Origin of the sequence: Vibrio sp. 10N.286.55.E10, from assembly GCF_002872555.1 — a bacterium.
Lineage (GTDB): Bacteria > Pseudomonadota > Gammaproteobacteria > Enterobacterales > Vibrionaceae > Vibrio > Vibrio crassostreae.
In genome coordinates, this window is record NZ_MCSD01000057.1 from 61231 (window position 1) to 85250 (window position 24020).

15 protein-coding genes are annotated in these 24020 nt (G+C 45.6%); 2 read left to right on the plus strand and 13 right to left on the minus strand.

The features are described 5' to 3' along the window. The first annotated feature begins 18 nt into the window (after nt 1–18). Both BCV39_RS20210 and BCV39_RS20215 read left to right on the plus strand, forming a co-directional pair. Nucleotides 19–1644 carry an iron ABC transporter permease gene (locus BCV39_RS20210; RefSeq protein ID WP_048658179.1) on the plus strand — a complete coding sequence of 542 codons (1626 nt, stop codon included), beginning with the start codon at nt 19–21 and terminating at the stop codon, nt 1642–1644. Next, on the plus strand, nt 1644–2672 hold the full coding sequence (locus BCV39_RS20215) for an ABC transporter ATP-binding protein (RefSeq protein WP_048664518.1): 1029 nt from the start codon (nt 1644–1646) through the stop codon (nt 2670–2672). Before BCV39_RS20210 ends, BCV39_RS20215 begins: the two co-directional genes overlap by 1 nt. Before the next feature lie 173 nt (nt 2673–2845). Here BCV39_RS20215 and BCV39_RS20220 read toward each other — a convergent pair whose 3' ends face one another. The 13 genes from BCV39_RS20220 to BCV39_RS20280 form a co-directional block, all read right to left on the minus strand. Next, the gene (locus tag BCV39_RS20220) at nt 2846–4258 is read right to left on the minus strand and encodes a phosphoglucomutase/phosphomannomutase family protein (protein WP_102433051.1); all 1413 of its coding nucleotides are present in this window, start codon (nt 4256–4258) and stop codon (nt 2846–2848) included. 74 nt (nt 4259–4332) lie between these two features. Next, complete coding sequence (locus BCV39_RS20225) at nt 4333–6738, minus strand: N,N'-diacetylchitobiose phosphorylase (RefSeq protein ID WP_102433052.1); 2406 nt, start codon at nt 6736–6738, stop codon at nt 4333–4335. A 128-nt stretch (nt 6739–6866) separates the two neighbouring features. After that, a complete protein-coding gene (locus tag BCV39_RS20230) occupies nt 6867–8801 on the minus strand; it encodes a family 20 glycosylhydrolase (RefSeq protein ID WP_102433053.1) in 1935 nt (644 codons plus the stop codon). 12 nt (nt 8802–8813) lie between these two features. Further along, nucleotides 8814–9698, minus strand: a complete 885-nt coding sequence (locus BCV39_RS20235) for an N-acetylglucosamine kinase (RefSeq protein WP_102433054.1) — start codon at nt 9696–9698, stop codon at nt 8814–8816. A 2-nt stretch (nt 9699–9700) separates the two neighbouring features. Further along, a complete protein-coding gene (locus tag BCV39_RS20240) occupies nt 9701–11422 on the minus strand; it encodes a glycoside hydrolase family 9 protein (protein WP_102433055.1) in 1722 nt (573 codons plus the stop codon). Between the two features lie 99 nt (nt 11423–11521). Then, on the minus strand, nt 11522–12517 hold the full coding sequence (locus tag BCV39_RS20245; RefSeq protein ID WP_048605696.1) for an ABC transporter ATP-binding protein: 996 nt from the start codon (nt 12515–12517) through the stop codon (nt 11522–11524). 87 nt (nt 12518–12604) lie between these two features. After that, a complete protein-coding gene (locus tag BCV39_RS20250; protein WP_048605693.1) occupies nt 12605–13588 on the minus strand; it encodes an ABC transporter ATP-binding protein in 984 nt (327 codons plus the stop codon). A 2-nt stretch (nt 13589–13590) separates the two neighbouring features. Continuing rightward, on the minus strand, nt 13591–14616 hold the full coding sequence (locus BCV39_RS20255; RefSeq protein ID WP_017056648.1) for an ABC transporter permease: 1026 nt from the start codon (nt 14614–14616) through the stop codon (nt 13591–13593). 2 nt (nt 14617–14618) lie between these two features. After that, nucleotides 14619–15605, minus strand: coding sequence for an ABC transporter permease (locus BCV39_RS20260; RefSeq protein WP_017633262.1), 987 nt, complete (start codon nt 15603–15605; stop codon nt 14619–14621). Between the two features lie 169 nt (nt 15606–15774). Then, nucleotides 15775–17457 (minus strand): ABC transporter substrate-binding protein, encoded by a 1683-nt coding sequence (locus tag BCV39_RS20265; protein WP_017056650.1) that lies wholly within the window; start codon nt 17455–17457, stop codon nt 15775–15777. A 712-nt stretch (nt 17458–18169) separates the two neighbouring features. Beyond that, nucleotides 18170–21559, minus strand: coding sequence for a response regulator (locus BCV39_RS20270; RefSeq protein WP_055319598.1), 3390 nt, complete (start codon nt 21557–21559; stop codon nt 18170–18172). Between the two features lie 216 nt (nt 21560–21775). After that, on the minus strand, nt 21776–22798 hold the full coding sequence (rsmC, locus tag BCV39_RS20275; RefSeq protein ID WP_102433056.1) for a 16S rRNA (guanine(1207)-N(2))-methyltransferase RsmC: 1023 nt from the start codon (nt 22796–22798) through the stop codon (nt 21776–21778). 110 nt (nt 22799–22908) lie between these two features. After that, nucleotides 22909–23994: an AI-2E family transporter gene (locus tag BCV39_RS20280; RefSeq protein ID WP_102433057.1), complete on the minus strand. Its 1086-nt coding sequence runs from the start codon at nt 23992–23994 to the stop codon at nt 22909–22911. Nucleotides 23995–24020: the final 26 nt, after the last annotated feature.

Consider the following 24020-nt stretch of genomic DNA (forward strand, 5'->3'; position numbering starts at 1 on the left):
CCTCTTTGTAGTTAGGCGATGAAAGAAAAGAATTATTTATGGAACACCAGTAGCGGCATTATTGCTGTATTACTGGTTTTACCGATCTTAGCGATTTTTACGACGGCTGTTGGAGAAACAGATGAGCTATTTTCTCATCTGATGTCCACAGTAATGCCCACCTATGCTTACAATACGGTGGTTTTAGTCATGGGAACCTTATTCCTGTCTTTGGTTTTTGGTATTCCGTCTGCTTGGATTATGGCAATGTGCCGCGTTCCGGGAGAGCGGGTTTTGCAATGGGCGCTAGTACTGCCATTAGCAATGCCAGGCTATATTGTTGGGTATATATTCACCGATTGGTTCGACTTTGCTGGGCCTGTTCAAGTTCTACTGCGAGATCTTACTGGGTGGGGACCCGGTGAGTATTGGTTCCCGGATATTAGAACCTTATCTGGTGCTATTATTGTTCTGTCTCTCGTTCTCTATCCTTATGTTTACTTGCTGTGCCGCGCCGCATTTATGGAGCAAAACGTCTCCTTACTGCAATCCGCTCGGTTGCTAAAATGCTCACCTTGGGAAAGCTTTCGTCGTATCTCGTTGCCACTTGTTCGCCCATCAATGGCGGTAGGTCTATCGCTTGTTGCGATGGAAACTATCGGTGATTTTGGTACCGTGAGTTACTTTGCAGTCAACACTTTAACGACAGCGGTTTACGATACCTGGTTAGGTTATTCAAGTTTAACGGCTGCTGCGAAAATATCGGCAATTATGCTAGTTATCGTGATCCTGCTGTTGAGTTCAGAGCGCTACAGTCGTCGTAAACAGAAACTGTTCCAGAATCAATTCAGCAGTCGTGAAGACTTTCGTTACGACCTATCCGGTTGGAAGAAGTGGTTGGCACTGTTTTGGTGCTGGGGGTTAGTGTGCGTTGCATTCTTGTTCCCTCTGGGTCAGTTGATGATCTATGCCTACAAATACTTTGCACAAAGTTGGACGCCTGAATTCAGAGAGTATGCTGTTAACAGTCTTTATGTGTCAGTAGTCGCGGCGATTATTGGCGTTATCATTGCGATGATTGTGAACTTTAATCAACGTGTCAGCCCGAGTAAGAAAAATCAGGCTTACATGCGTATTGCTTCGATGGGCTATGCTGTTCCAGGCACTGTGTTGGCTATTGGTGTGATGGTGCCTGTGCTGTTTATGGATCACTTAGTCAATGATATTGCCAAAGTGATGGAGTGGGGACGCCCGGGGCTGATTTTCTCTGGTTCCATGTTTGCGCTGATCTTTGCAATGGTGGTGCGTTTTTCTGCAGTGGCGATTGGCAGTATTGAAAGTAGCTTGAGTAAAGTATCTCCTTCATTGGATATGGCTTCTAAAACCATGGGTTGCAATACCAACCAGATGTTACGTCGTGTTCATTTACCTTTGATTAAACGCGGCGCGCTGATCGCCGGTTTACTGGTGTTTATCGAATCAATGAAAGAGCTAAATGCGGCATTGCTGCTGCGCCCTTTCAACTTCGAAACATTGGCGACCTATGTTTATAACTATGCCTCAGATGAGCACCTCGAATTGGCGGCGATGCCTGCTGTATTACTGGTGTTAGTAGGTTTAATTCCTCTGATCATCGTAAACCGTTCTTTGGAGCAGAAACACTAATGAGTTGTGCATTATCAATTAAAGATCTGACTTGTAAGTATGAGTCGCAAACCATCTTGGAAGCGCTCTCGTTAGAAGTTGAGCATGGTGAAATTGTTTGTCTTCTTGGTGCAAGTGGTTGCGGGAAAACCACCTTACTTAAGGCGATTGCTGGCCTGCTTCCATTGAGTAGTGGCGTAATGAGTTTAAACTGTCAAACCATCGATGATGGCGATAATTGGTTGCCACCGGAGCAACGAAATATCGGTATGATTTTCCAAGACTACGCTCTGTTCCCGCACCTGACGGTCAACCAGAACGTTGGCTTTGGGCTAAAAGAACTCTCAGAGCAGCAAAAGAAAGAGAAAGTTCAAGAGATGTTAGAGTTGGTTCACTTAGATGAGTATGGTGACCGATACCCGCATCAACTTTCTGGTGGTCAACAGCAGCGTGTTGCGATTGCCCGATCTTTGGCATACAAGCCTGACTTACTGCTGTTAGATGAACCATTCTCGAACATTGACACTCAAGTTCGTCATGAGCTGATTTCTCAAATTCGTAAGATCTTTAAGAAGCAGGGTGTGACCGCTATTTTTGTGACTCACAGTCGCGAAGAGGCATTTGCTTTTGCAGATAAGATGGCTGTGATGAACCATGGTGTGATTGAACAGTATGGTTCGGCATCTGAGTTGTATTTCCACCCTTCGAGTAAGTTCGTTGCTGATTTCTTGGGTGGCGGTAGCTACTTAAAGGCACAGCGTATTTCAGACAATGAGTTTGAAACCAGCCTAGGTCTGATTGAAGCGAAAGCACAAACAGAGATTGAAGTGGGTGCGGATTGCGCGTTGTTGTTAAGACCTCAACATATTGTGGCAAGCCATGATGTCGACAGTAATCTGTCTGTATTGGAGCAGCAATTTATGGGCGATCACTGTCGCTATGTGATTGAAGCCAATGGTCAGAAGTTATTATCGACCTCTTCTGAAGCGCTTGAAGTCGGTATGCCAGTAACTGTGAAAGTAGACACCAAAGGCGTGCTTGCGTTCTAACTCAGTTTAGTCGCTAGCTAGACTCAGTAAATCTTACTCGGCTAAGTAATAGAAGTTCGCTATAAAAAAGCCCAGCACTTTAATTAAAGTACTGGGCAAGAGTTCTTCACCTATAGGCTTTAACAAGGCAGTGATTTGTTAAACCCCATCCAAAACTGCTGCACTCTATAGGCCTATAGAGAGAGGAAGTCTTTCACTTTCTGAAGAACACGTTCTGCTGTCTCTTTATCTTCCATTTCTGCGAAGATTCGTAGTAACGGCTCTGTTCCTGAGAAGCGAGCAATCACCCAGCCGCCATTCTTGAAGTACACCTTAGCACCATCTTCATAGCTGACTTTTTCAATTTCGTACTCAAATTCAGGCAGTTGTTTCTCTACGTAGATCTTAGTGTAGAGTGCCTCTTTCTCCGAAGGCTTAAACTTACAATCGCCTTCAGCGGTGTAGGCGTAGCCATACTTAGAGTAGATTTCATCAAGCAGTTCAGACAATTTCTTACCTGTCACACTGATCATCTCAACCAATAGGCTTGATGCGAATACGCCATCTTTACCTTTGATGTGACCACGAATGGTTAAACCACCTGAGCTTTCGCCACCAATCAGTGAGTCATCGGCTTCCATTTGCGAGCTAATATGTTTAAAGCCTACCGGAACCTCAAAGCTCTTCTCGCCGTGATCCGCCGCCACTTTGTCGAGTAGGTGTGTGGTTGCGATGTTGCGTACGACAGAACCTTTCCAGCCTTTGTATTCCAATAAATAGTAGTAAAGCAGCAATAGCACTTCGTTAGGGTGGATGAAGTGACCTTTCTCATCGATGATACCCAAACGGTCGGCATCACCATCAGTACCAATACCAATGTCATAACCTTCAGCGGCTACTAAGTGCTTTAAGCGATACAGCGTTGCGGCATTTGGTGATGGCATTAATCCACCAAAATCTGGGTTTTTGCCATCGTTGATCACGTCGACATCACAACGACCATTGATAAGAACCGTTTGCAGAGCGTTCTTTGCTACACCAAACATAGGGTCAATCAGTACGCGCAGATTCGCTTTCTTGATCGACTCGATATCGATGAAGTTAATGATCGAATCAACAAAGTCGTTCATTGGATTGATGATCTCGATCTCTTTGTCGTTCAACGCTTGTTCAAAGTCGACACGGATAACGTCTTCGTTGGTTAGAGTTGCGATTTGCTGCTCGATCTTCTCTGTGATGATCTCGTCAGCATCACGACCACCTTCAATGAACACCTTTATACCGTTGTAATCCGCTGGGTTGTGAGATGCGGTAATACATGCCGAGTAGGTACAACCCATCTCTTTTGCTTGGAACATCACGATAGGTGTTGGAACGAATTTATCAATGAAGCTTACTTTGATGTTGTTCGCTGCAAGTACTTCTGCAAACCAGCATGCCGCTTTATCTGAAAGGAAGCGACGGTCATAGCCGATCACAAATCCGTTCTTTGCAGCATCTTCGTTGTTGATGATGTTAGCGAGCGCTTGCGCTACCAAACGGACGTTTTCTCTAGTGAACTCCTCACCAATGAAAGCGCGCCAGCCACCTGTACCAAATTTAATCATTAGAAAATCCTTTTAGTCTCATTGTCTCAAGCCTGTAAAGACTTGAGACAAGAGCTGTTCGTTAAATTGAGTGACTAGCCTAGAACAACGACAACATCGTTCTCACTGCCTTCTGCTTGTACTGGGATTGCACCTTCAACTGACTCACCATTGATAGTGATAGAAGCAACGCCTTTGCTTACTGCATTCGGGTTTTGCACTGTGATGTTGTAAGTTGCGCCACGCCATTGACGAGTAACCTCGAACTCTGGCCAATCTGTTGGGATACATGGATCAACCGTTAATCCTTCAAAGCCGGTACGAACACCAAGAATGAAGTTGGTTACCGCAAAGTAAGCCCAACCAGAGGTACCGGTTAACCAAGGGTGGTTTGCGCGGCCGTGGTCTTGGTGGTCTTTACCCATGATGAACTGCACGTACGAGTATGGTTCTGCGTAACGTGTTTCAATCATGTCGTTTTGGTTATACGGGTTAAGTGCATCGTAGAACTTCATCGCACGGTCACCACGGCCAAGTTTCGCTTCTGCTACCCAAGCCCATGGATTCGGGTGAGAGAAGATTGCGCCATTCTCTTTTACGCCTTGGTAAACGCGAGTCACGAAACCGATGTCATCGTTTGGTGTTGCAAATGAGGGAGAGTTTAGGTGTAAGCCATAATCAGAGAATAGGTTCTCATCCACTGCGTCCATCGCTTTCTCACCGCGCTCTTGAGAAACGGCACCAGACAGAACTGCGAGCGTGTTTGACTCAAGGTGTACACGGCCTTCAGCTTGTTGTGCAGTACCGATCTTGTCGCCATTTTTAGTCAGGCCACGGATGTACCAACCACCCTCGTCATCCCAAAGGTGAGTTTCACACGCTTCGCGTACGTTCGCTGCCATTTCTGTGTATTTAGCAACATCAGCATCGTTATTGCGGAACTTAGCAAGGTCTAAGAATTCTTGTAGCGCCCAGAAGTGTAGGAATGACACCATTGAAGATTCACCGCCACCTAGGTTCAAACAGTCATTCCAGTCAGCACGTAGACCTTTACAAATACCAGTTTGACCCACGTATTCAGCAGAGAAGTTCAGTGCCGCTTTCATGTGTTCGTAGACAGTCGCTTCACCGCCGTCTGCGTATGGAATTACTTCATCAAAGAAGTCATGTTCACCGGTTTCCATCACGTATTTGATGATGGTCGGAACGATCCACAAGTGATCATCAGAACAAGTATCTTCAATACCGTGGATCTTGTCGTCATCTGACGGTGTTGGAACAACCGTTGGTGATTTTGAAGGCTCAACGTCTGCTTTCTCTGGATCGAACCAGTCTGGATCGAATAGGTGTAGACCGTAGCCCGCTTTTACTTGGCCACGAAGCAGGTCGATAATACGTTTCTTGGTCATTTTTGGGTTGGCATGAGGTACTGAAATCGCATCTTGCGCAGTATCACGGTAGCCAAGACCAGTACGACCCCCAACTTCAATGAATGATGCAAAGCGTGACCAAACTACACAGGTTTCTGCTTGGTACAGTGTCCAAGTGTTGATCATGGTGTCTAAGCCTTCGTTTGGAGACTTAACTTGGAACTTGTTGCAACGCTCGTCCCAGTGATCTTTGATGCCTTGGAAAGCCGCATCTACGTTTGCTGTGTCTTGGTACTTCTCACGTAGGCGCTCACCGTTGCCTTTGCCGATACCTAGTACGTAAGCAAAGCGAACTTCTTCACCCGGTTGAATGGTAAATTGCTTATGCAGAGAACCACAGTGGTTGTAACAGGTTTGAGCGCTGTTCGAACACTGACCGTTTTCAACCGCAATCGGGTTAGCTTCATCGCGGTACATACCAAGGAAGTTGTCACGCTGACCGTCGTAGCTGTCTGGTGAGAAGGTTGACGCTAGGTAGTAGAAGCCTTCAAAGTCGTTAGTGTTGTAGTACAGATCGTATTCCAACACACCTTCTTGGTAAGACGTGCCCGCAGAGTACAGAGACATCTGGTGGTTTTGGTTGTCTGATTGGATGTGGCTGAACGAGAACTCTACAAATGAGAATGTGCTGATAGTACGAGGCTTATCCGTGTTGTTCTTTAGCACAACGTCCCAAACTTCTGCATCTTCGCCTTTAGGTACGAATAGAGTTTTGGTTGCGGTAATGCCGCTGTATTCACATTTGAACTTTGAGTATGACAGGCCGTGACGAACCTCGTAGTTCGCTTCATCTAGGCTCTTGGCCACTGGTTGCCAAGAGATAGACCAGTAATCACCCGTCTCATCATCACGCAAGTAAACATAGTGTCCAGGACGGTCAAAGGTGCCGTTTGGACGGAACTTAGTAACACGGTTGTATTCCGGAGAGTTGTAGAACGAGTAACCGCCCGCATTGTGCGAAATCACGGTACAAAACTTTTCAGTACCTAGGTAGTTGGTCCAAGGTGCTGGTACATCAGGGCGAGTGATGACGTATTCGCGATTGTCGTTATCGAAATAGCCGTATTTCATTGTCATTTCCTTTTTAACAAACTGCATCTATGCAGCTAATTTTTAAATAGTGATGCTGAGTCTTATCTGACTGAGCACCTTAATTTGAGTTAGCAAGCGCTCGATGTGAGTGTTGCTTTGGTTTTGTTTTATTGAGCTTTCCAAGGGTTGCGATAGTCAACATTGAGTCTGTCGAGTAGCGGCAAGTGACCCTTTAGGCGAGACAGGTAATCTAGCCAGTTTCGGTTGTTTTTATGTGTCCAACATCCTTCAGCTAAAGCGCTAATTCTTGGAAATACCATGTAATCCATACGCTTTTGGTTGGTGACGATCTCACACCATAGAGCACACTGAATTCCGCGGATCCGCTTACGAATTGGGTCGGTGTCGGATATCTCAGCAAGCGCTTCGTAGGTATAAGCTTGTTCTAATGGGATAACGGCAGCCCAATCTACGCCCGGCTCTTCCGGTGCATAATCTTGGGTCATGTCGAGATAGGTAAATTGTGCAGGTTGCAATACCACATCAAAGCCTTGGCGAGCGCAGTTCACAGCCGCTTCTTCACTGAGCCATGAATAGATGATGGTCTCTTTGCTCACCTTGTCGCCGTGCTGAGCTTCTTCCCAGCCCACCATGCGTTTGCCGAGTTGCTTAAGCTTATTCTCGGCATAGCGGAATAGGTGACCTTGCAAATCTTTGCTGTCTTGGTATTGATGTTCTTTCATCAGCGCTTGAGCTGCAGGGCTGTTAGTCCATACGCCCGGTGGTACTTCGTCTGCGCCCATGTGAATCAATTCGCTAGGGAATAGCTCTGCGACTTCTTCAATAACCGCATCTAAGAACTGGTAAGTGCCCGGTAAACCTGGATTTAACACATTGTCGTTGTAGTGCTGAATGCTCTTGTATTGAGTAGTGTCTGCTTGCTCTACCAACATATCAGGCAGTGATTTGATTGCTGCACGGCAGTGTCCCGGGATATCGATCTCAGGGATAACCGTGATGCTGCGTTGTTCTGCGTATTCAATCACTTCGCGAATCTGTTGCTGGGTGTAGAAGCCGCCGTAGTTTTCAGCAATATGGGTATATTGTGGCTCTAATGCATGGTCAGGACCTCGCCAAGCACCGATTTCAGTGAGTTGAGGTAGGCTCTTTATCTCGATCCTCCAACCTTCATCATCGGTTAGGTGCCAATGAAAAACGTTGAATTTGTAGTGCGCCAACTGGTTGATTAAACGTTTCACTTGCTCCACCGAGTGGAAGTGACGTGCACAGTCCAACATCATGCCGCGGTATTTGAAACGAGGTTGGTCGGCGATTTTGCAACATGGCACAGAGAAGCGTTCAGCATTTTGTTGTTGAACTAATTGGATTAAGCTAGCTACTGCATGAGTGAAGCCTGATTGACTGCCTGATTCTACGACCACTTGTTGAGTTGTGATTGTTAGCTTGTACTCGGCTTCATCTAAAGTTGGGTTGCTACGAAGTAGAATGTCTCCGCTCGCTTCTGGTGAGAGTTCTGTTGAAATCGCTAGCTCGAACGTAATCAGTAACTCTTGTTGTAACCAAGCGCTGGCCTTCTCTGCAAGGTGAGATTGAACCTCAATTTTGCATTCTTTGTTCAGTGCGAAGTTGCCTTGTTTAAGTTCAAATTGATTCGGTTGAGGGATCAGTGCTACCTGTGCCGCATTCACTTCTGGGATTTGGCTACGTTCACGATATGGCGAAGCCAGCACTATCGGTGATATTGCTACTGGCAGTACCGAGGTTTCGCCTTGGTGATGTGTTTGGATAAAGGCATCATTGAGACCATCAGAATAGAAGCGGAATGGGGCGCTTTGAATACTGAATTCAAGGTAGTAATGGTTATTGGCCTTTAATACTGACGAACTTGGTTTGAACGAACAAAAGCTTCCAACTTGAGTCAGTTCACCTTGCGATAAACTTTCTGGAAGGATGAATCGATCAAATGCAAAGTGCAGAGACCAATCAGTTACGTCAAGATCACTTAAGTTATGTACCGTAAGGCCAAATCGGCAGTTGTTTTTTTGTTCAGAAAGAACAGCTAAGTCGATGCGATAATTCATATAACTTCCCTGCTAAGCCTGTTGATACAAGTTGTGTTGTGGTTTCCCGGCAAACATCAATGCGCCTTCGATAGCGTCGAATTGAGGTTTAACGATCCATTGCTGTACTGGTGGTGATAGCCAGTTGAGAATTCGCTCTGCGATACTTCCCATCAGGCATACCTTGTCCGCACCTTTGCGATGCAGTGCTAGTACAAACATTTCGATATCAGCGGCGGTTTGCTTGAGCATCTCGATAGCCAGTTCGTCACCTTCATTAGCGAGTTGAAAAATAACAGGTGAGAATTGACCGTAATCCTTTGGAATCGCGCCTTTTGACCACTCCACAATGGCATCGACATCATTATTAAAGTGATTCATAACATGCTGAGTCAGTGGGGTTTTGCTACGAATGCCGTCTTCTGCAAGCAGGACTTGTTGAATCAAGCGAAGACCCATAACCGCGCCACCACCTTGGTCGGAAATTGGAAACTCACGCCCACCAACCACATGTTGTTCACCGTCTTTTAGGTAGATACCGCAAGAACCCGTACCGCCAATCATGATGGCGCCGTTTTGGCCATTGTGAGCACCAATGCAAGCACCATAAGCGTCTGTATTTAGCGTCATGCTAGCGAACGGGTGCGGTTGTGCCATGAAGTCGAACCATGCCGACTTTTGCTCAGCGCCAGCCAGAGCAAGGCCAACATGCATATTTGAAACATGATTTGAATCGAGTTGCCCTTGCTGTGCCGCTTGAGTAATAGCATCAACAATTGAGCTCATTGCAACGTCAACACCCAAAAGGATGTTAGCGCTGCCGCTTTTCGCTTCACCAATGAGTTTGCCTTGCTCATCGCGAATACGAGCACGACAAGAAGTGCCTCCACCATCAATACCTACGTAATAAAGAGTCATGATTATTGCTCCTTACGTTGTGCTAGGAAATTGAATTGCGCAGCGGTTGCTAATAGGAACCAAGCGCCGTGAGGGATCCATTGTTCGCCCCAGCGCCAGTTTTGGAGCATGTCATCTTTTTGCGCTGGTGGATTGAATGCAATGTCTTGATCATCTTTAAAGCCTGCTGTGATGCCGTTACAGATACCGCCTTTGGCATTGAAAAAACCAAACTGAGGCAGGTAGTCAGGGTTGTTATGACCATGACCATCAAGCATGCACATGTGGTATGGGTTGAGGCCTAAGATCCAATCTAGGCTGTTCTGTGAAAGTTGGATTAAACGCTTTTGAAGTTCGCTGTCTTGAATGTGTGGTTGAACTAAGTAGGCCATGGTTGAGATTGAGCCAAGACGTGCGTTCTCGCCTTGCCACCAGTAGCCTGTTTCGTTTTTCTGAGCGACGAAGAAAGCATCGCGCTTATCACCATCAACATTTTTAACGTACTGTCTTGGGTAGCCAAATGGGTTGGTTACTTTATCGGTGATGTTGATTTCGAACTGACATGCTTGTTCAACAACAATGCGAGCTTGTTCTTTGAGCTCCGTATCGGTTTCATTGTTGATGTACTCACACAAAGCAATTACTGGAAGGCCAGCTTCAGCTGCATGAAAGTATGGGCGAGAGCCATCAGAGTTTGCTGACCAGAAGTGCTCAAATGAATCATCTGACTGTTGGCGAGAGATTAAGCGAGCCGCCCAAGTTCTTGCTTCTGAAAGGTATTGTTCGTCTTGTGTTACTCGATACAGCTCATTGGCTGCGAGTAGGGCACAGTACTCATCGATGATGTTCTCTTCACCATCGTTTAGATACTGGAGGTTGTGCTCTTTAAGGTGCCAGTAACCTTTGGTCGCGGTACCAAGATAGGTTTGGCTAGAGTAGCTGCCTGAAACCTCAAGTTCAGAAGCCGCAGCGAGTGCCGCAATAGCAACACCTGCACCTTGCCGGTAGCCTGCTTGTAAGTCTGTTGATTTATGACCTTCTTGAGTCGCATAAGCACAGATATCGCGCTGGTTGATATCTTTACTCCACTTGTCGAATACTGTCATGTAGAAGTATCCAGCCGCGTCTTGCATGCGTACTAAGAAATCAGCACCGAATAGCGCTTCTTCTGTTAGGCGAGTCATGGAGAATTTAGGGAAGTCTGGATTGTCACTGGTTAAGCGCACGCTTTTGAGCATGTTCCAAACAACCATAGGAATCTGTTGTGGATTGAGGTAGTTGCCGTAAGACAAGTGGCTAAAGTACTTGCTTACATCACCTGATGCGTCGTACCAGCCACCGTGGACATCGACGTATCTGTCGGTGCCAAGAATTTGTGCTTGTCGATCTTTCTTGTCAAAAGTGCCGCCACAACGTTGAGACTTAAAGTAATGAAGCACATCAGAAAAGGTGTGGTTCATTAATAGGTTGCTACCAATCTCGAAAACTTCTGAGCGTAGGTTATCAAAGCGCAGGTAGTAGCGACCAGATTCAGTGGTTGAACTGAAATCAATAGTGAAGAATTGCCCTTGATGCCAATTTGCTACGCGGCCTTGTTTAACCACATCAAAACTTCCGACAGTCATATGGTTGTCAGCACAGACGAGTAGAGCCGTTGTGCTAGATAGGCGAGCTTTCTTAGTTTGTAAGATAGCTTGCTTGGGGCCTGTGGACTCATAGCCAATATGGTTGGTCAATAACAGCATCAATATTCTCCGACAGTCCTAGTTTCTATTGGCTAGGTACTTGAATTTTTTTGGATATAAATAGTTAGGGCCCGCAGACCCTAACTTGGGTTTTTATGCTTAGCTTTCGTGTAGGTAACAGCGTACAAAGTGGTTATCAGCTAGCTGTGTAACCCCTGGTAGCTGCTCTTTACACTTGTCCATCGCATGAGTACAACGGCCTGCAAATGGGCAGCCTGCTGATACTGGTGTCCAAAGAGGAATCTCACCTTTGTTGCCAGCAAGTTGCTCGTGGATCGATTTCTTAGGATCTGGAACGGCAGAAACCAGCAGTTGAGTGTAAGGGTGTTGAGGGTTAGCAATAACGTCGTCGGTATCGCCCCATTCCACCATGTGACCGACGTACATCACTGAAAGATCCTCAGCAATATAACGAGCAGTTGCGATGTCGTGAGTGATGTAAAGCAGTGACATTTGCTTCTCAAACTTCATCTCTTCCATCAGGTTTAAAACACCCGCACGAATTGAAACGTCTAGCATTGATGTTGGTTCATCGGCCAGAACAACTTCAGCACCAACTGCGATGTTACGTGCTAGATTGACACGTTGACGTTGGCCGCCAGACAGTTGGTGAGGGTATTTCTTCGCCGTCTCTTTTGGCGGAATGAGACCAACTTGCTCTAAAAGATCGTAAACGCGTTCTTCTAGTTCTCTTTTATTGCCCGGAGATACTTTCTTGTGGATTAACAACGGTCGAGCAATGTGGTGGAAGATATTGTGCGTTGGGTTCAATGAACCAAACGGGTCTTGCCATACCATCTGCACGCCTTCACGGTAGTGCATAAGATCTTTTCTGCTTGAGATCTCTTGGATATCACGGCCTTTGTATTCTATCGTGCCGCCCGAAGGCGCGTACATTTTTGCGATCATCTTTGCCGTTGTTGATTTGCCTGAACCAGACTCACCAACCACCGCTAAGCCGCGACTTTTATACATCTTGAATGACACGTCGTTAATCGCACGCATCATTGGGGTTTGAATGGTGGTACTGCTTATTGGGAAGTCTTTTACGACATTTTTGCCTTCTACCAATAATTGACCGAAATCTTTGCTCATAATTGTCTCCAGAATCCTTATTCGCTTTGCTTGTTTTTAGGCGGGCGAGCCGCCTTGTTCGTTATTCACGCCAAGTCAGCGTGCAAGCTATAGCTTCCTTTGTACTATTGGGTCACCGTACAGGTGGCAGTTAGACAAATGTCCCGGGTCGATAGAACGCAGCTTGGTTGGCACCTTAGTACACGTTTCATGTACACGGTCACAACGAGCTTGGAAACGACACCCTTCTGGAATCTCTAACAGGTTCAGAGGGTTACCCGGAATACCTGCTAACTTTGTCTTTGGCCCTGTCAGTGGAGGGAAAGAACTTCCCAGCCCTTTGGTGTAAGGGTGGTAAGGGTTTTCTAGAATATCTTGAGAGTTAGCCACCTCGATTAGCTCACCTGAGTACATGATGCCGATGCGGTCAGAGAACTCGACCATCAATGACAAGTCATGGGTGATGAACAGAATAGAGAAGCCAAACTCTTCTTTCAGTGCATAGATCTTTTGTAGGATTTCGCGTTGCACAACCACATCAAGTGCGGTTGTCGGTTCATCCATAATGATCAGTTTTGGATTCAGTGCTAACGCGATAGCAATAACCAAGCGCTGACGCATGCCGCCAGAGAATTGGTGGGGGTAGTCACTCAATCGGCTTGGGTGAATATCTACAATTTCAAGTAGACCTTCAGCACGTTGTTTAGCTTGCTCACGAGTCATGTTGGTGTGACGCATAATTACGTCACAGAACTGCTCTTCCATCGGTAGTACTGGGTTGAGTGCGTTCATCGCGCTCTGGAATACCATCGACATCTCGCTCCAACGGAACGACTGCATACGGTCATCACTGTATTCAAGGATGTTCTCACCGTTGAAGATAACCTCACCACCACTGATGTAAGCGGGCGGCTTATGAAGACGCATCAGAGAGAAAGCGACCGTTGATTTACCACAGCCAGATTCACCAGCTAGGCCGAATACTTCACCTGGAGCGATGTCGAAGCTTACGTTGTTACACGCACGAACATCGCCAGACTCTGTGATGTAATCCACGCATAAGTTGCGGATAGAAATTAGTGGTTCAGACATGATTATTTATCTCCGCTCCAAAGTGCATTTTGTGGTGGTAGTTCTGGTTCACGTTCTTCTTTGTCTTGTGCTGCTAGTTTCTTCCAACGCTTCATGCCTTTGTGAGAACGCAGTTGCGGGTTAGCAATTTCATCGACAGCGAAGTTAAGTAGAGCAAGACCAGTTACAAGTAGTGTCAGTGCGATACACGGAGCCAACAGTTCCCACCAAGCGCCAATCAGCATTGATGAAGAGGTTTGAACGTTGTAAAGCATGATGCCCCAGCTGATTGTGTTCGGGTCACCAAGACCTAGGAACGAGATCGTTGCTTCCATCATGATTGCGTACATCACCGAACCGATGAAGCTTGCGCCAACGATAGAGATAAGGTTTGGCAGAATCTCTACGAAGATGATGCGGAATGAAGATTCACCCAAAACTTCAGCGGCTTTTACAAACTCTTTTTCACGCAGTGCCAAGGTCTGGGAGCGAACAACACGAGCGCCCCAAGCCCAGGACATAAAGCCGATAACCAAGGTTATGGTGAGTGGCCCAGCCTCACCGATAAAGGCTGCTACTACGAACAACAATGGGTATTGAGGAATAACCAACATGATGTTCATTGCTGCGGTTAGAACGTCATCGACACGGCCGCCGAAGTAGCCTGCAGAAACACCAATAACGGTTGCTAATAGACATACGGTTAGACCCGCACCAAAACCTACAGCAAGAGATACGCGTGCGCCGTATACCACTTGAGACCAAACGTCACGACCCATACGAGTTGTACCAAGTACGTGGTCTGCCTTTTTAGACATAATCAATGTACGACGGTCATCTGCTAGGTTTTGAGCAACCCAGCCATCAGGGTTAGTTTGTGCTGATTTAACGACGAAGCCAGGGTATTCGTGTGGATTACCTGTACGCTTGTCTGGTACATGTTTGGTGATTAATGGAGCTGCAATCGCGCCAAGAATAAAAATACTTAGGATGATGACGCCTGTTAGGGCCATCGGGTTACGCCAAATGAGTTTTAGAAAGTCTTTCATGATTATTTACCACCCTTACGAAGACGAGGGTCAAGAACAACGTAAAGCATGTCTGCAACTAGGTTAAAGAACAGCATGAATAGCGTCATGATAAGCAGCTGACCTTGCAGTACTTGGTAGTCACGAGCGTTAATTGCGTTGAAAAGTACGCTGCCAAGACCTGGATAGTTAAAGATGATTTCGATAATTAACTGACCACCGATTGCCATACCTAGCGACATTGAAAGGGCTGTCACACTTGGTAGCATCGCGTTACGAGCTGCGTAGTTGAATACTACTCGGTTTTCGCTCAGGCCTTTGCCTTTCGCCATGGTGATGTAGTCTTCGGCTAATAGGTTGATCATGTTGTTACGCATGTTTACTAGGAAGCCACCAATTTGAACAACAGAAGCACAGAACAATGGTAAGAAGGCGTGGTAAGCGACATCTTTGATGAATGCCCAGCTTGTCCAATCAGGCATGGTACCTGCGGTGTAGGCATAACCGGTTGGGAACCACTTCAAGCCAATTGCAAAGGTAAATAGTGCAATCATCGCGATAACAACTTGAGGAACAGCTTGTAGAATCAGCATCCCTGGCGTTACGAAGGCATCGTATTTACTGCCGCGTTTCCACGCTGCGAAAATACCTAGGATCGAACCAATCGAGAAAGAAAGAATAACTGCGGTGCCGGCTAAGAAAAGCGACCAACCGAATGCTCCACCCAACAGTGTGTTTACAGAAAGTGGGTAGAATTGAATTGATGTACCAAGTTCCCAGCTAAGAATGTTCTTCATGTACGCTACGTATTGAACCAGTAGGCCACCATCAACGAAGCCTAATAGTTCTTTCATTGCAGCAATACGCTCTGGAGTAACTTGTACAGAAGCGTTCGCAAACATCATGGTAACGGGGTCACCAGGCATTGCTCTTGGAATAATAAAGTTTAACGTCGCAGCAACTAATAGCGCGACAAAATAAAATGACAAACGTCTTAAAAAATAACCCATAACTCACACCTTACTCACCCAGATTGTTTCCCTGTTTCTGGATTCAGGTCGCTCCTAGCGAAATTTGGAACGAAAAATCCCCTGACGACTAGCGCCATACTTTCAATTGAGAGTGTGGGGATTTTTATAAGCGGCGTAAGAGGTTACGCCGCAAGGATTGAACGATTACTTATTTAACTGGTTTTAGGTCCAGTACATGAAGTAGACGCTCTGGAATACCAGCCCAAATGTTTGGACGGCCTTTTGGATTTTCTTCGTTCCACCAGCCAGTGAAGCGAGTTGTGTTGTATTGGTACATGTAAGCACCAGACATCACAGGGATTGTCACTTGGTCTGCAGCGATGATTTGCTGAATACCGTGTGCAATATCTAGCTGCTCGTTCTTATCAGCTGTTTTGTAGAAGCTGTTTAGAAGACCATCTAGCTTGTCGTTTTTGTAGAAGTGCATAGCGAAACGAGGCATACCATCACCAGATTGTAGTGATGAGTTGTAAGCACTATTCCAGTACGTGTATGGATCCGCACCGTGGAAGTAGTTTGTGTATGCTACGTCGTATGTACCTTCAAGCATTGCTTGGTTGTAAACAGAGAAGTCAGGTGTACGAGCTTTCGCTTTAATACCGATTTCGTTCAGCTGTTCTACCGCTAGTTGAACTGTGTTGTTGAAGTCAGTCCAGCCGTTTGGCGATTGAATCATTAGTTCAAAAGACTTGCCTGATGGAGTGTCAACAAAACCATCTTTGTTTACATCTTTGAAGCCAGCGTCAGCAAGAAGCTTCTTCGCGCCTTCAGCGTTGTATGTGTTGAAGCCTTTGTACTTATCGTGAGTTTTTTCATCAGACCAAGCTTCAAACGCGTAGCCAAGACCTGATGCGAAATCGTTCACAGTACCGCCGCCGTAGAATGCGATGTCGATGATAGTTTGACGGTCAAGAGCCATAGAGAAAGCACGACGGAAATCAACGTTGCTCAATGCTTCATGCTTCGCAGCATCAGGGTGCTTGAAGTTAACGATGAATGCTTGTGTGCCTGCTGGCGGGTACCAGTAGTGGTGTTTAGGGCTAGCTGCTGCGTATGTACGGTCGATATCAGGAACGAAAGAAGACGTCCAGTCCATTTCACTGTTTACAACTTTACCTAGGAATTGGTCGTTGTTCGCAATTTGTGGAACACGTAGACAGTCAACATCTAGGTTGTCTGCATCCCAGTAGTTTGGGTTTGCACACTGGATGTATAGTTGCGCTGTAAACGTATCGATTTCTGTAAATGGACCAGAACCTACCGGATTCTCATTGGTAAACGTTGATGGATCTTTAACGTCTTTCCAGATGTGCTTAGGTACTACAGGTACTTTAGCAATCTCATAAGGTACGTTTGAGTTTGCTTCTGTTAGGGTGAACTTAACTTGGTTGTCGTTCAGTTTTTCTACAGAAGTTACCCAAGAGTTGATACCAGATTGGTCAAGCTCTGGCTTCTCTTTTACAAGGTTGAAAGAAAAAACAACATCATCAGCAGAGAAAGTTTCTCCGTCAGACCATTTAACACCCTTACGAATGTCGAAAACAACGCTCATCAGATCATCTGACATCTTGAAGTTTTCAGCTAGACGGAACACTGGAGTGTTACCGTGCATTTCGTTAAATACTACTAGCGGCTCATACATGAAGTCAGTTGTAGTATGTAGGTTAGTAGCACCAAGGTACGGGTTAAAGTTACGTACGAATGTAGTGTACTCTTTCGGGTGAACGGTCAGTTCACTGCGTTCTGCAGCTGTTGCTACTGATGCAAAACCTGTTGTAGCAGTTGCAATAATTGCTGTTGCTATTGCTGTTTTTTTTATATTGGCAAGCATAGCTGTTCCTTACTATTTGCTTTCATTTCACTAATGGATTGAATGTTATCTGTCGCTAAATTGTTTAGTAGATACACACTCTGGTTAAAGGCCTACCTCTTCTTCGTTGCTCCAGATTCATCGTTGATTCTGAGAAGTGGTAAGAGTGGCCTGTAGGCCTTTGGCAGGAGTAAGAAAACACCTTATCGATGAATTAATCAAACTCGTTTCCCGTCAAAAACGTTAAAATTAGATAATCCCACGTCATTAACGTCAAAATGGGTTGCTTTGGTGGTTTTTTGTGCGTAATTGTTAAGGTGATGTGACTCGCATTTGGTTTTGTGGTAATTGTTGGTTGTAAGTGGTCACTAACTTTAAAGGCTTTTTATTATAATGCTTTACCATGCGTTGGTATAATTGTAGATCTCGGTCACTTACCAGTTTTACGTTAAATTTCCCTAGAAAATTAAATCTGCCGTTCTGTTGTGACTCGCTTCTCAAACTGCAACAAAGAGTCGGAGGAATGTGAAATTCAGCCAAGAATAGGACTCAAAATAGCGATTGGATTGGTGATTGTTTAAGCTTGAGTAACGTGTCATTTTGCTTGTTTAAAGCAGTGAAAAAAGTGTATTTGGATTGACGATATTGTGCTTTGAGTGAGAAAAGTACGTACAAAAAAAGCCCACGCTAGGTGGGCTCCATTACTCTAAGTATCGTGATGTTGGTTCAGGGATTAACTGGTCAGTAGTTTCTGCAGCTTATCTCTTAGCATCTCAATATGCGTCCTTTCTGGCGTCTGTTCTTTACAGTGTTCCAGTATGAATTCGATTGAGCTCAGTACCGTTCGCCAGCGAGGCGTTTTCGGTAGCGTTTCTACGCGTAGATATTTGTCTAGCGTTCGCGTTTGTAGCGTACTGCGGTCTAAGTAGACCCGCCACAAACCACTTTTCTCTGCGAAAGCAAACTTGGTTTCACCAGTCACCGATTCCCAGTAGATGATGGCATTCGTCATCGCATCGACCAGCACCTCGCGCATCAACTCTTGCTTGTTTTTACCTTCACCGGTTGCCTTGTCAGCAAGACGAGTAAATTCTCCGCCAAGCTCTTTCAGTTGCTGCAACTTATCTTTGTCGCCTTCAAAGGCATAACTAGAGAGAGCCTCAACCGCTGTTTCAAGGTTATTGATTCGGTTGGAGTTAACACCACCACCTACATTGAAGATATACATGGTGTCGAGCCCTGAACCTTCAGGCAGCTTAAGGATGTCACTTGGTATGCGCTGACGTGTGTCATCTATATAGATATCAATGTCACCGCAGTAGTGGGCTTGTTCTACCTTGAGGTATTTAGGCGCAATGATCTCGTCGGCCATAGAGCGCTTAAGTTGTTCCTGTCCGCGTCTGAATAGTTTTGCCGCCGCTTCGTTGGCAAAGCGAATACGTTGGTCATCACGAATACAGATGATGGCTTCAGGTGCCGATTCTAGTTGCTCTAATAAGCGCCCTTGAGTTTCTAACAAGTTAGCTTCAACCATAGCTCTGTGTTTGAGCTCGAGTTGCAGTTGGTCATTTTCAAGGCGTCTCTGTTCGGCTTTACTTGCTGATAGATGCGCTGTAATTCGAGCCGCCAGTTCTTGTTTGTTGAACGGTTTAGACAAGTAGTCATTGGCACCTGCTTCGAAACCTCGAACACGGTCTTCTGCCTGGTTGAGTGCCGTTAGCATGATGATTGGCAATTGAGCATGGTCATATTGCTTTCTCAGAGCTTCACAAACCTGATAGCCGCTCATACCTGGCATCATGATATCGAGCAGAAGCAGCTCTGGCTTCTCTTTTTCAATCAGTTCAATGGTTTCCGGACCGTCACATGCAGTACGTACTCGATAACCTTCTAACTTCAAGAAGCTGTCTAATACTCGCAGGTTAACCGGCTCATCATCGGCGATAACCAGTAACGGGCCATCTGGGTTTTCACTGATAACACTGTTTTCTTGTTGGCTGTTATCTATTAAATCGGGCGCTTGGAAGTGCGAGTAATGACCAGATTCGTTGTAACTGTCCAGCTCATCTTGAGTAGCTAGGGGCAGGGTAAAGCTAAACGTAGTGCCAAGCATTGGTTGGCTACTTACGTACAGTGAACCGCCCATTAGCTCGATCAACTGACGACTGATCGATAATCCAAGCCCTGCACCTTGGCGGTAGTTACTCGCATCTTGGCCTGCTTGAATCAATGGTTCAAAGATGTGCTCAAGGTACTCGGCCGGTATACCTTGGCCTGTATCGACAACTTGTACACGAATGTTGTCATCGATAACGCTGGCAGAGATAACAATCTTACCTTCAGAGGTGTACTTGATGGCATTGCCAACTAAGTTATACATCACTTGCTCAAGTCGTTGAGGATCCGATGAGACTAGCCCTAAATCACTTGGGACTTGGTTAATGATGCGGATTGGTTTATTGCCCAATAGATGATGAGATAACTCTAGGACCAAGCTGGTGGCTGCAGATAAATCAACAGCTGATTTCTTAATGTCTAAGCTGCCATAGCGCATCTTGTGATAATCAAGCAGATCATCAACCAAGGTTGCTAATCGCTGACCGCTATTGATGATGATATCCAACTGATACTTCTGGTTAGCAGGGATGGGGCCATTCGCACCGGATATCAGTGCTTCAGCAATACCCACCATGCCATGCAGTGGTGTTCTCAATTCGTGTGAAGTAGTAGCTAGGAACTCATCTTTAAGTTTGTTCGCCAGTTGCAACTCTTCGTTTTGCTTTTGAATTGTCTTAAGGTTGTCTTCAAGTTCATCGTTTTGGTTTTTGATGAGCTGCATTTTTTCACGAATCGAGCGCTGCATTCTCTCGAAGCTCACCGCGAGCCGGCCTATTTCATCTTTGCGCTCGGTATTGATCATGGTTTCATCGAGATCACCCGCAGATACTTTCTCGGCAGCCCACGTCAGTTTGAGTAGTGGGGATGTGATGAAGTTAGACAGATAGTGCGATGCAACGACTACCAGAATGATCGCCGTTAGCATCACGATCACGAAGATCTTTTCTAACTGATGAATACGAGCAAACGCCTCTTTTTCTGGCAGCTCTACGACAAGAGCCCATGTTGCGTATTTCAGCTCAATTGGTGTATATGCTGCGATGATCGCTTGATCTAGGGTGTTGTCGAAGGTGCCAACCGCTGTTTCGCCAGCCAATGCTTTATCGACAACATCTAAGCTCAAGTTGATAGATTCTTGTGAATGAGCAAGGCTACGCGGCAGGTGATCATCACCTACAAGCAGTGTTTGAATATTCGAACTCTTGTTGAGATCCGCAATCAGCTTAGTAATGCCGTTGATAGGTAATCTAAACATCGCGTAACTGTGTAGGTAGCCCTGTTGAACGATAGGTGCACCTAGCCATGCGGTCTGTTTACCGTTCTCGTCTTTAAAGTCCGAGACAATAACAGGCGTGTAATCCTCATTAGACTTACGGCGATCGGTGACATCTTTAGCGAGCCGTTGAAAGGTAACGCCTAGGTTTGAATCTTTGTATTTACCTGTCAGCAAGTTAGTGCCGTAATCGTCATTTTTAAAGACGGAGTAAGCAACGTTACCGTTGATATCAACCAATAGAATATCGTCAAAATCGGAGCGTTTAAGCAACTCTAGGTAAGCGTTATGGTAGCGCTTGTGCAGTAGGCGGTAACGCTCACTGCCAATGAAGCTACTGGATTCAGGAAGAATCGATGTTTTGATTTGATCGCCCGATCCTTGAATGTAGCGTTGCTGCGCATTACTGCGTGCTTCGTCAATATCTAACCCTAGACGTTGGAATGCATTGATCAAACCATAGAATCGGCCGCCACTGGCATTGGCTAGTTCAGAGCGAACAAAGCCCATCACTTGGGATTCTTGAGCTTGTAGGTAGTCGACAATCTGTTGCTGCTTAGTATCACGGACTGAAACAAGGTGTGAGGTGCTTTGTTCCTGAAGGTCCTGACTGTGCGATTGAAGGAAAAAGATCGCGATAAGTGTCACTGGGGTAATACTGAGGACAAGAAATGCCAGCATTAGGGTATTTTGAAGGCGCTTAAACTTCTGCTTACGATAAAATCTAAACATAAATTGGGTACTACTTTCCTTTGATGTACTGCTAAAAGGGGCGAAAACAAGTACAGAGAATAGAATTAATGGTTTCCAATTTAACGAAATTAACGAGTTTTTTTACTTTGACAAGTAAGTGGTATTTAAAGCGTGTGCAAAAGCTCACTTTTATAGAGTTTTGATAAAAATATGAACAGACAGCGCAGATAATGACACTGCGCTGTGCTAGAGAGGCTACTTACTTGCGTGGTAGATCGCGAATTTGGTGGTCTTATTTAGAGTCGCGCATTTTCCAAACGCTTGCTCAATAATTGGGATGTATTTTAAGAAACTGTTTGCGACAATAATCATCTCACCAGAGCGCTTCAAATGCGTAGGGGCCTGAGCTAGTAGGGTCTCAGTCGCGCTATAGCTAGTGTCTAAACCTGAATGGAATGGTGGGTTACTGATGATGAATTGGTAGTCTTGTGCTGTATCAGAATAGACATCTGACGCGAAGACTTTACCAGTTAAACCATTCGCTTCCAGTGTGGCTTGGCTTGATGCTACGGCAAATGCACTGATGTCGCACATTTCTAGCTCAATATCTGGGTTACGAGATGCCATTACCGCGCCTAAGACGCCTGCACCACAACCAAAATCCAGTACCTTGCCTTTTAGTTTTGGCAGAGTATCCAACAGAAGTTGGCTACCGACATCGAATTGACCGTGACTGAAGACGCCTGGAAGGCTTTTTACCGTGAGAGGTTGCTCATCAATGTTAACCGTGTAGGTCTTAAACCAGTCTTGTAAGTTGAACGCTTGTGGTTGCTCGAAGCATTGACCCCAGTAGAAAGAGCAGCGACGTGCTGAATCGTATTTAACGACTTTGCCGTAAGGCGCAAACATCTTCTCGATGCTTTTCACGCCTGAGCGGTTCTCACCAACCACGACGATTTCGGTATCTTTGCCTAGCTTGGCAAATAACATCGCCAACAGAAATTCCGCTTCCGCTTTGGCTTTCGGCCAGTAGAGCATCACTAAGTCAGCTTTGGTCTCTTCGGTAAACTCAGCACCGTAAAAACGTTGGATGCTGCTATAACCTTCAAGCTGACGGTAGTAGCTGTAATTAGAGGTGAACACAGAGACAGATTCACAATGCTTGGCTAATTCAACAGGGAATAAGTCTTCAGCCTCACCGGCAACTAAAACATGTTTGCCTTCAAAGTAGGCAAGTTGGCGCTCAGCAATCTGGCTTGGGGCAATATAAGCTGACATAGGACACTCTATTGAATCGTTAGCAAAAAATGAGGGCGGATTTTCGCATAATCCGCCCAAAGCTTGAAGTGTTTAATACTCGTTCGGCAAGTAAGTGATTGAAGAGCGGTTTAACTCTTGTCTTGCTGGTTTAAAAAGTCCTTAAACTCTTCATCGTAGATGTTGAATAGGACGATAGTAATCGCAAAAATCAGTGGGCCGTAGATAAGACCAATTAGGCCAAACAGTTGAATACCACCCAGTAGTGAGAAGAAAATCATTAGGGTGTTCATGCCTGCGCTGCCTTGCATTAGAAGCGGACGCAGAAGGTTGTCAATTGATCCAACAATTGCCACGCAGTAAACCGTTAGGAAAATTGCCCACGTAGTATCACCAGTTAGGAACAAGTAGGTCGCCGCTGGGATCCAGATTAGTGCTGTTCCCACTACAGGGATGAATGAGGCAAAGCCCATCATAGTGCCCCAGAATAGGCCTGGGAAACCTGCAATCCACATACCTAAACCGCCGGCAAAACCTTGCGCGATTGCTGTTAAGAATGAGCCCATTACTGCTGATTTCGATACTTGTTCTATCTCTGTTAGAAGCTTGTCTTCTTGGCTACGAGATAGCGGAAGAATATGACGAACCACACTGATGATTTTGTCGTGATCTCTTAATAAGAAGAACAGAACAAACAACATCAAGAAGAAGTCCATTAAGAAATTGGTCGCGTCACCTAAGATTTTCGCACTGATACCAACCAGTTTAGAGCCGAAGCTTGTCGCGAACTCACCCACCTTCTGTGCGATGGCTTGTGGTTCAATATTGTCGAAAGGCAGGTAGTTGTTCACGAATGACAGCGCTTTGACCACCAAGGGGTGTGCGAACAGAGTTTGAATGCCGCCGTGTGTTACCCATTGGTAAGTGTTCTGAGAGAGCAGGGAACCTTGCTGAACAATTGCTGCGAATACTGCCAATAAAGGGATAACAATAATGAAAGTCAGGATGATACAAGACAGCAAAGAGACGATGTTTTCTTTATTGGGTATCTTTTTTTCAAGCCACTCATGGATTGGGAACATCAATAGTGAAATGATAAAGGCCATCACAATTGAGTTAACGTACGGCTCAATAAGCAAGTAACAAGCATAAGCCGCCGCAAGTAGGGCGATGATGATCACCCAGTGGCTGGAATTGATTTTAATTTTTTCTGACACGGTAATGGTCTCTATATTTGCGTTCT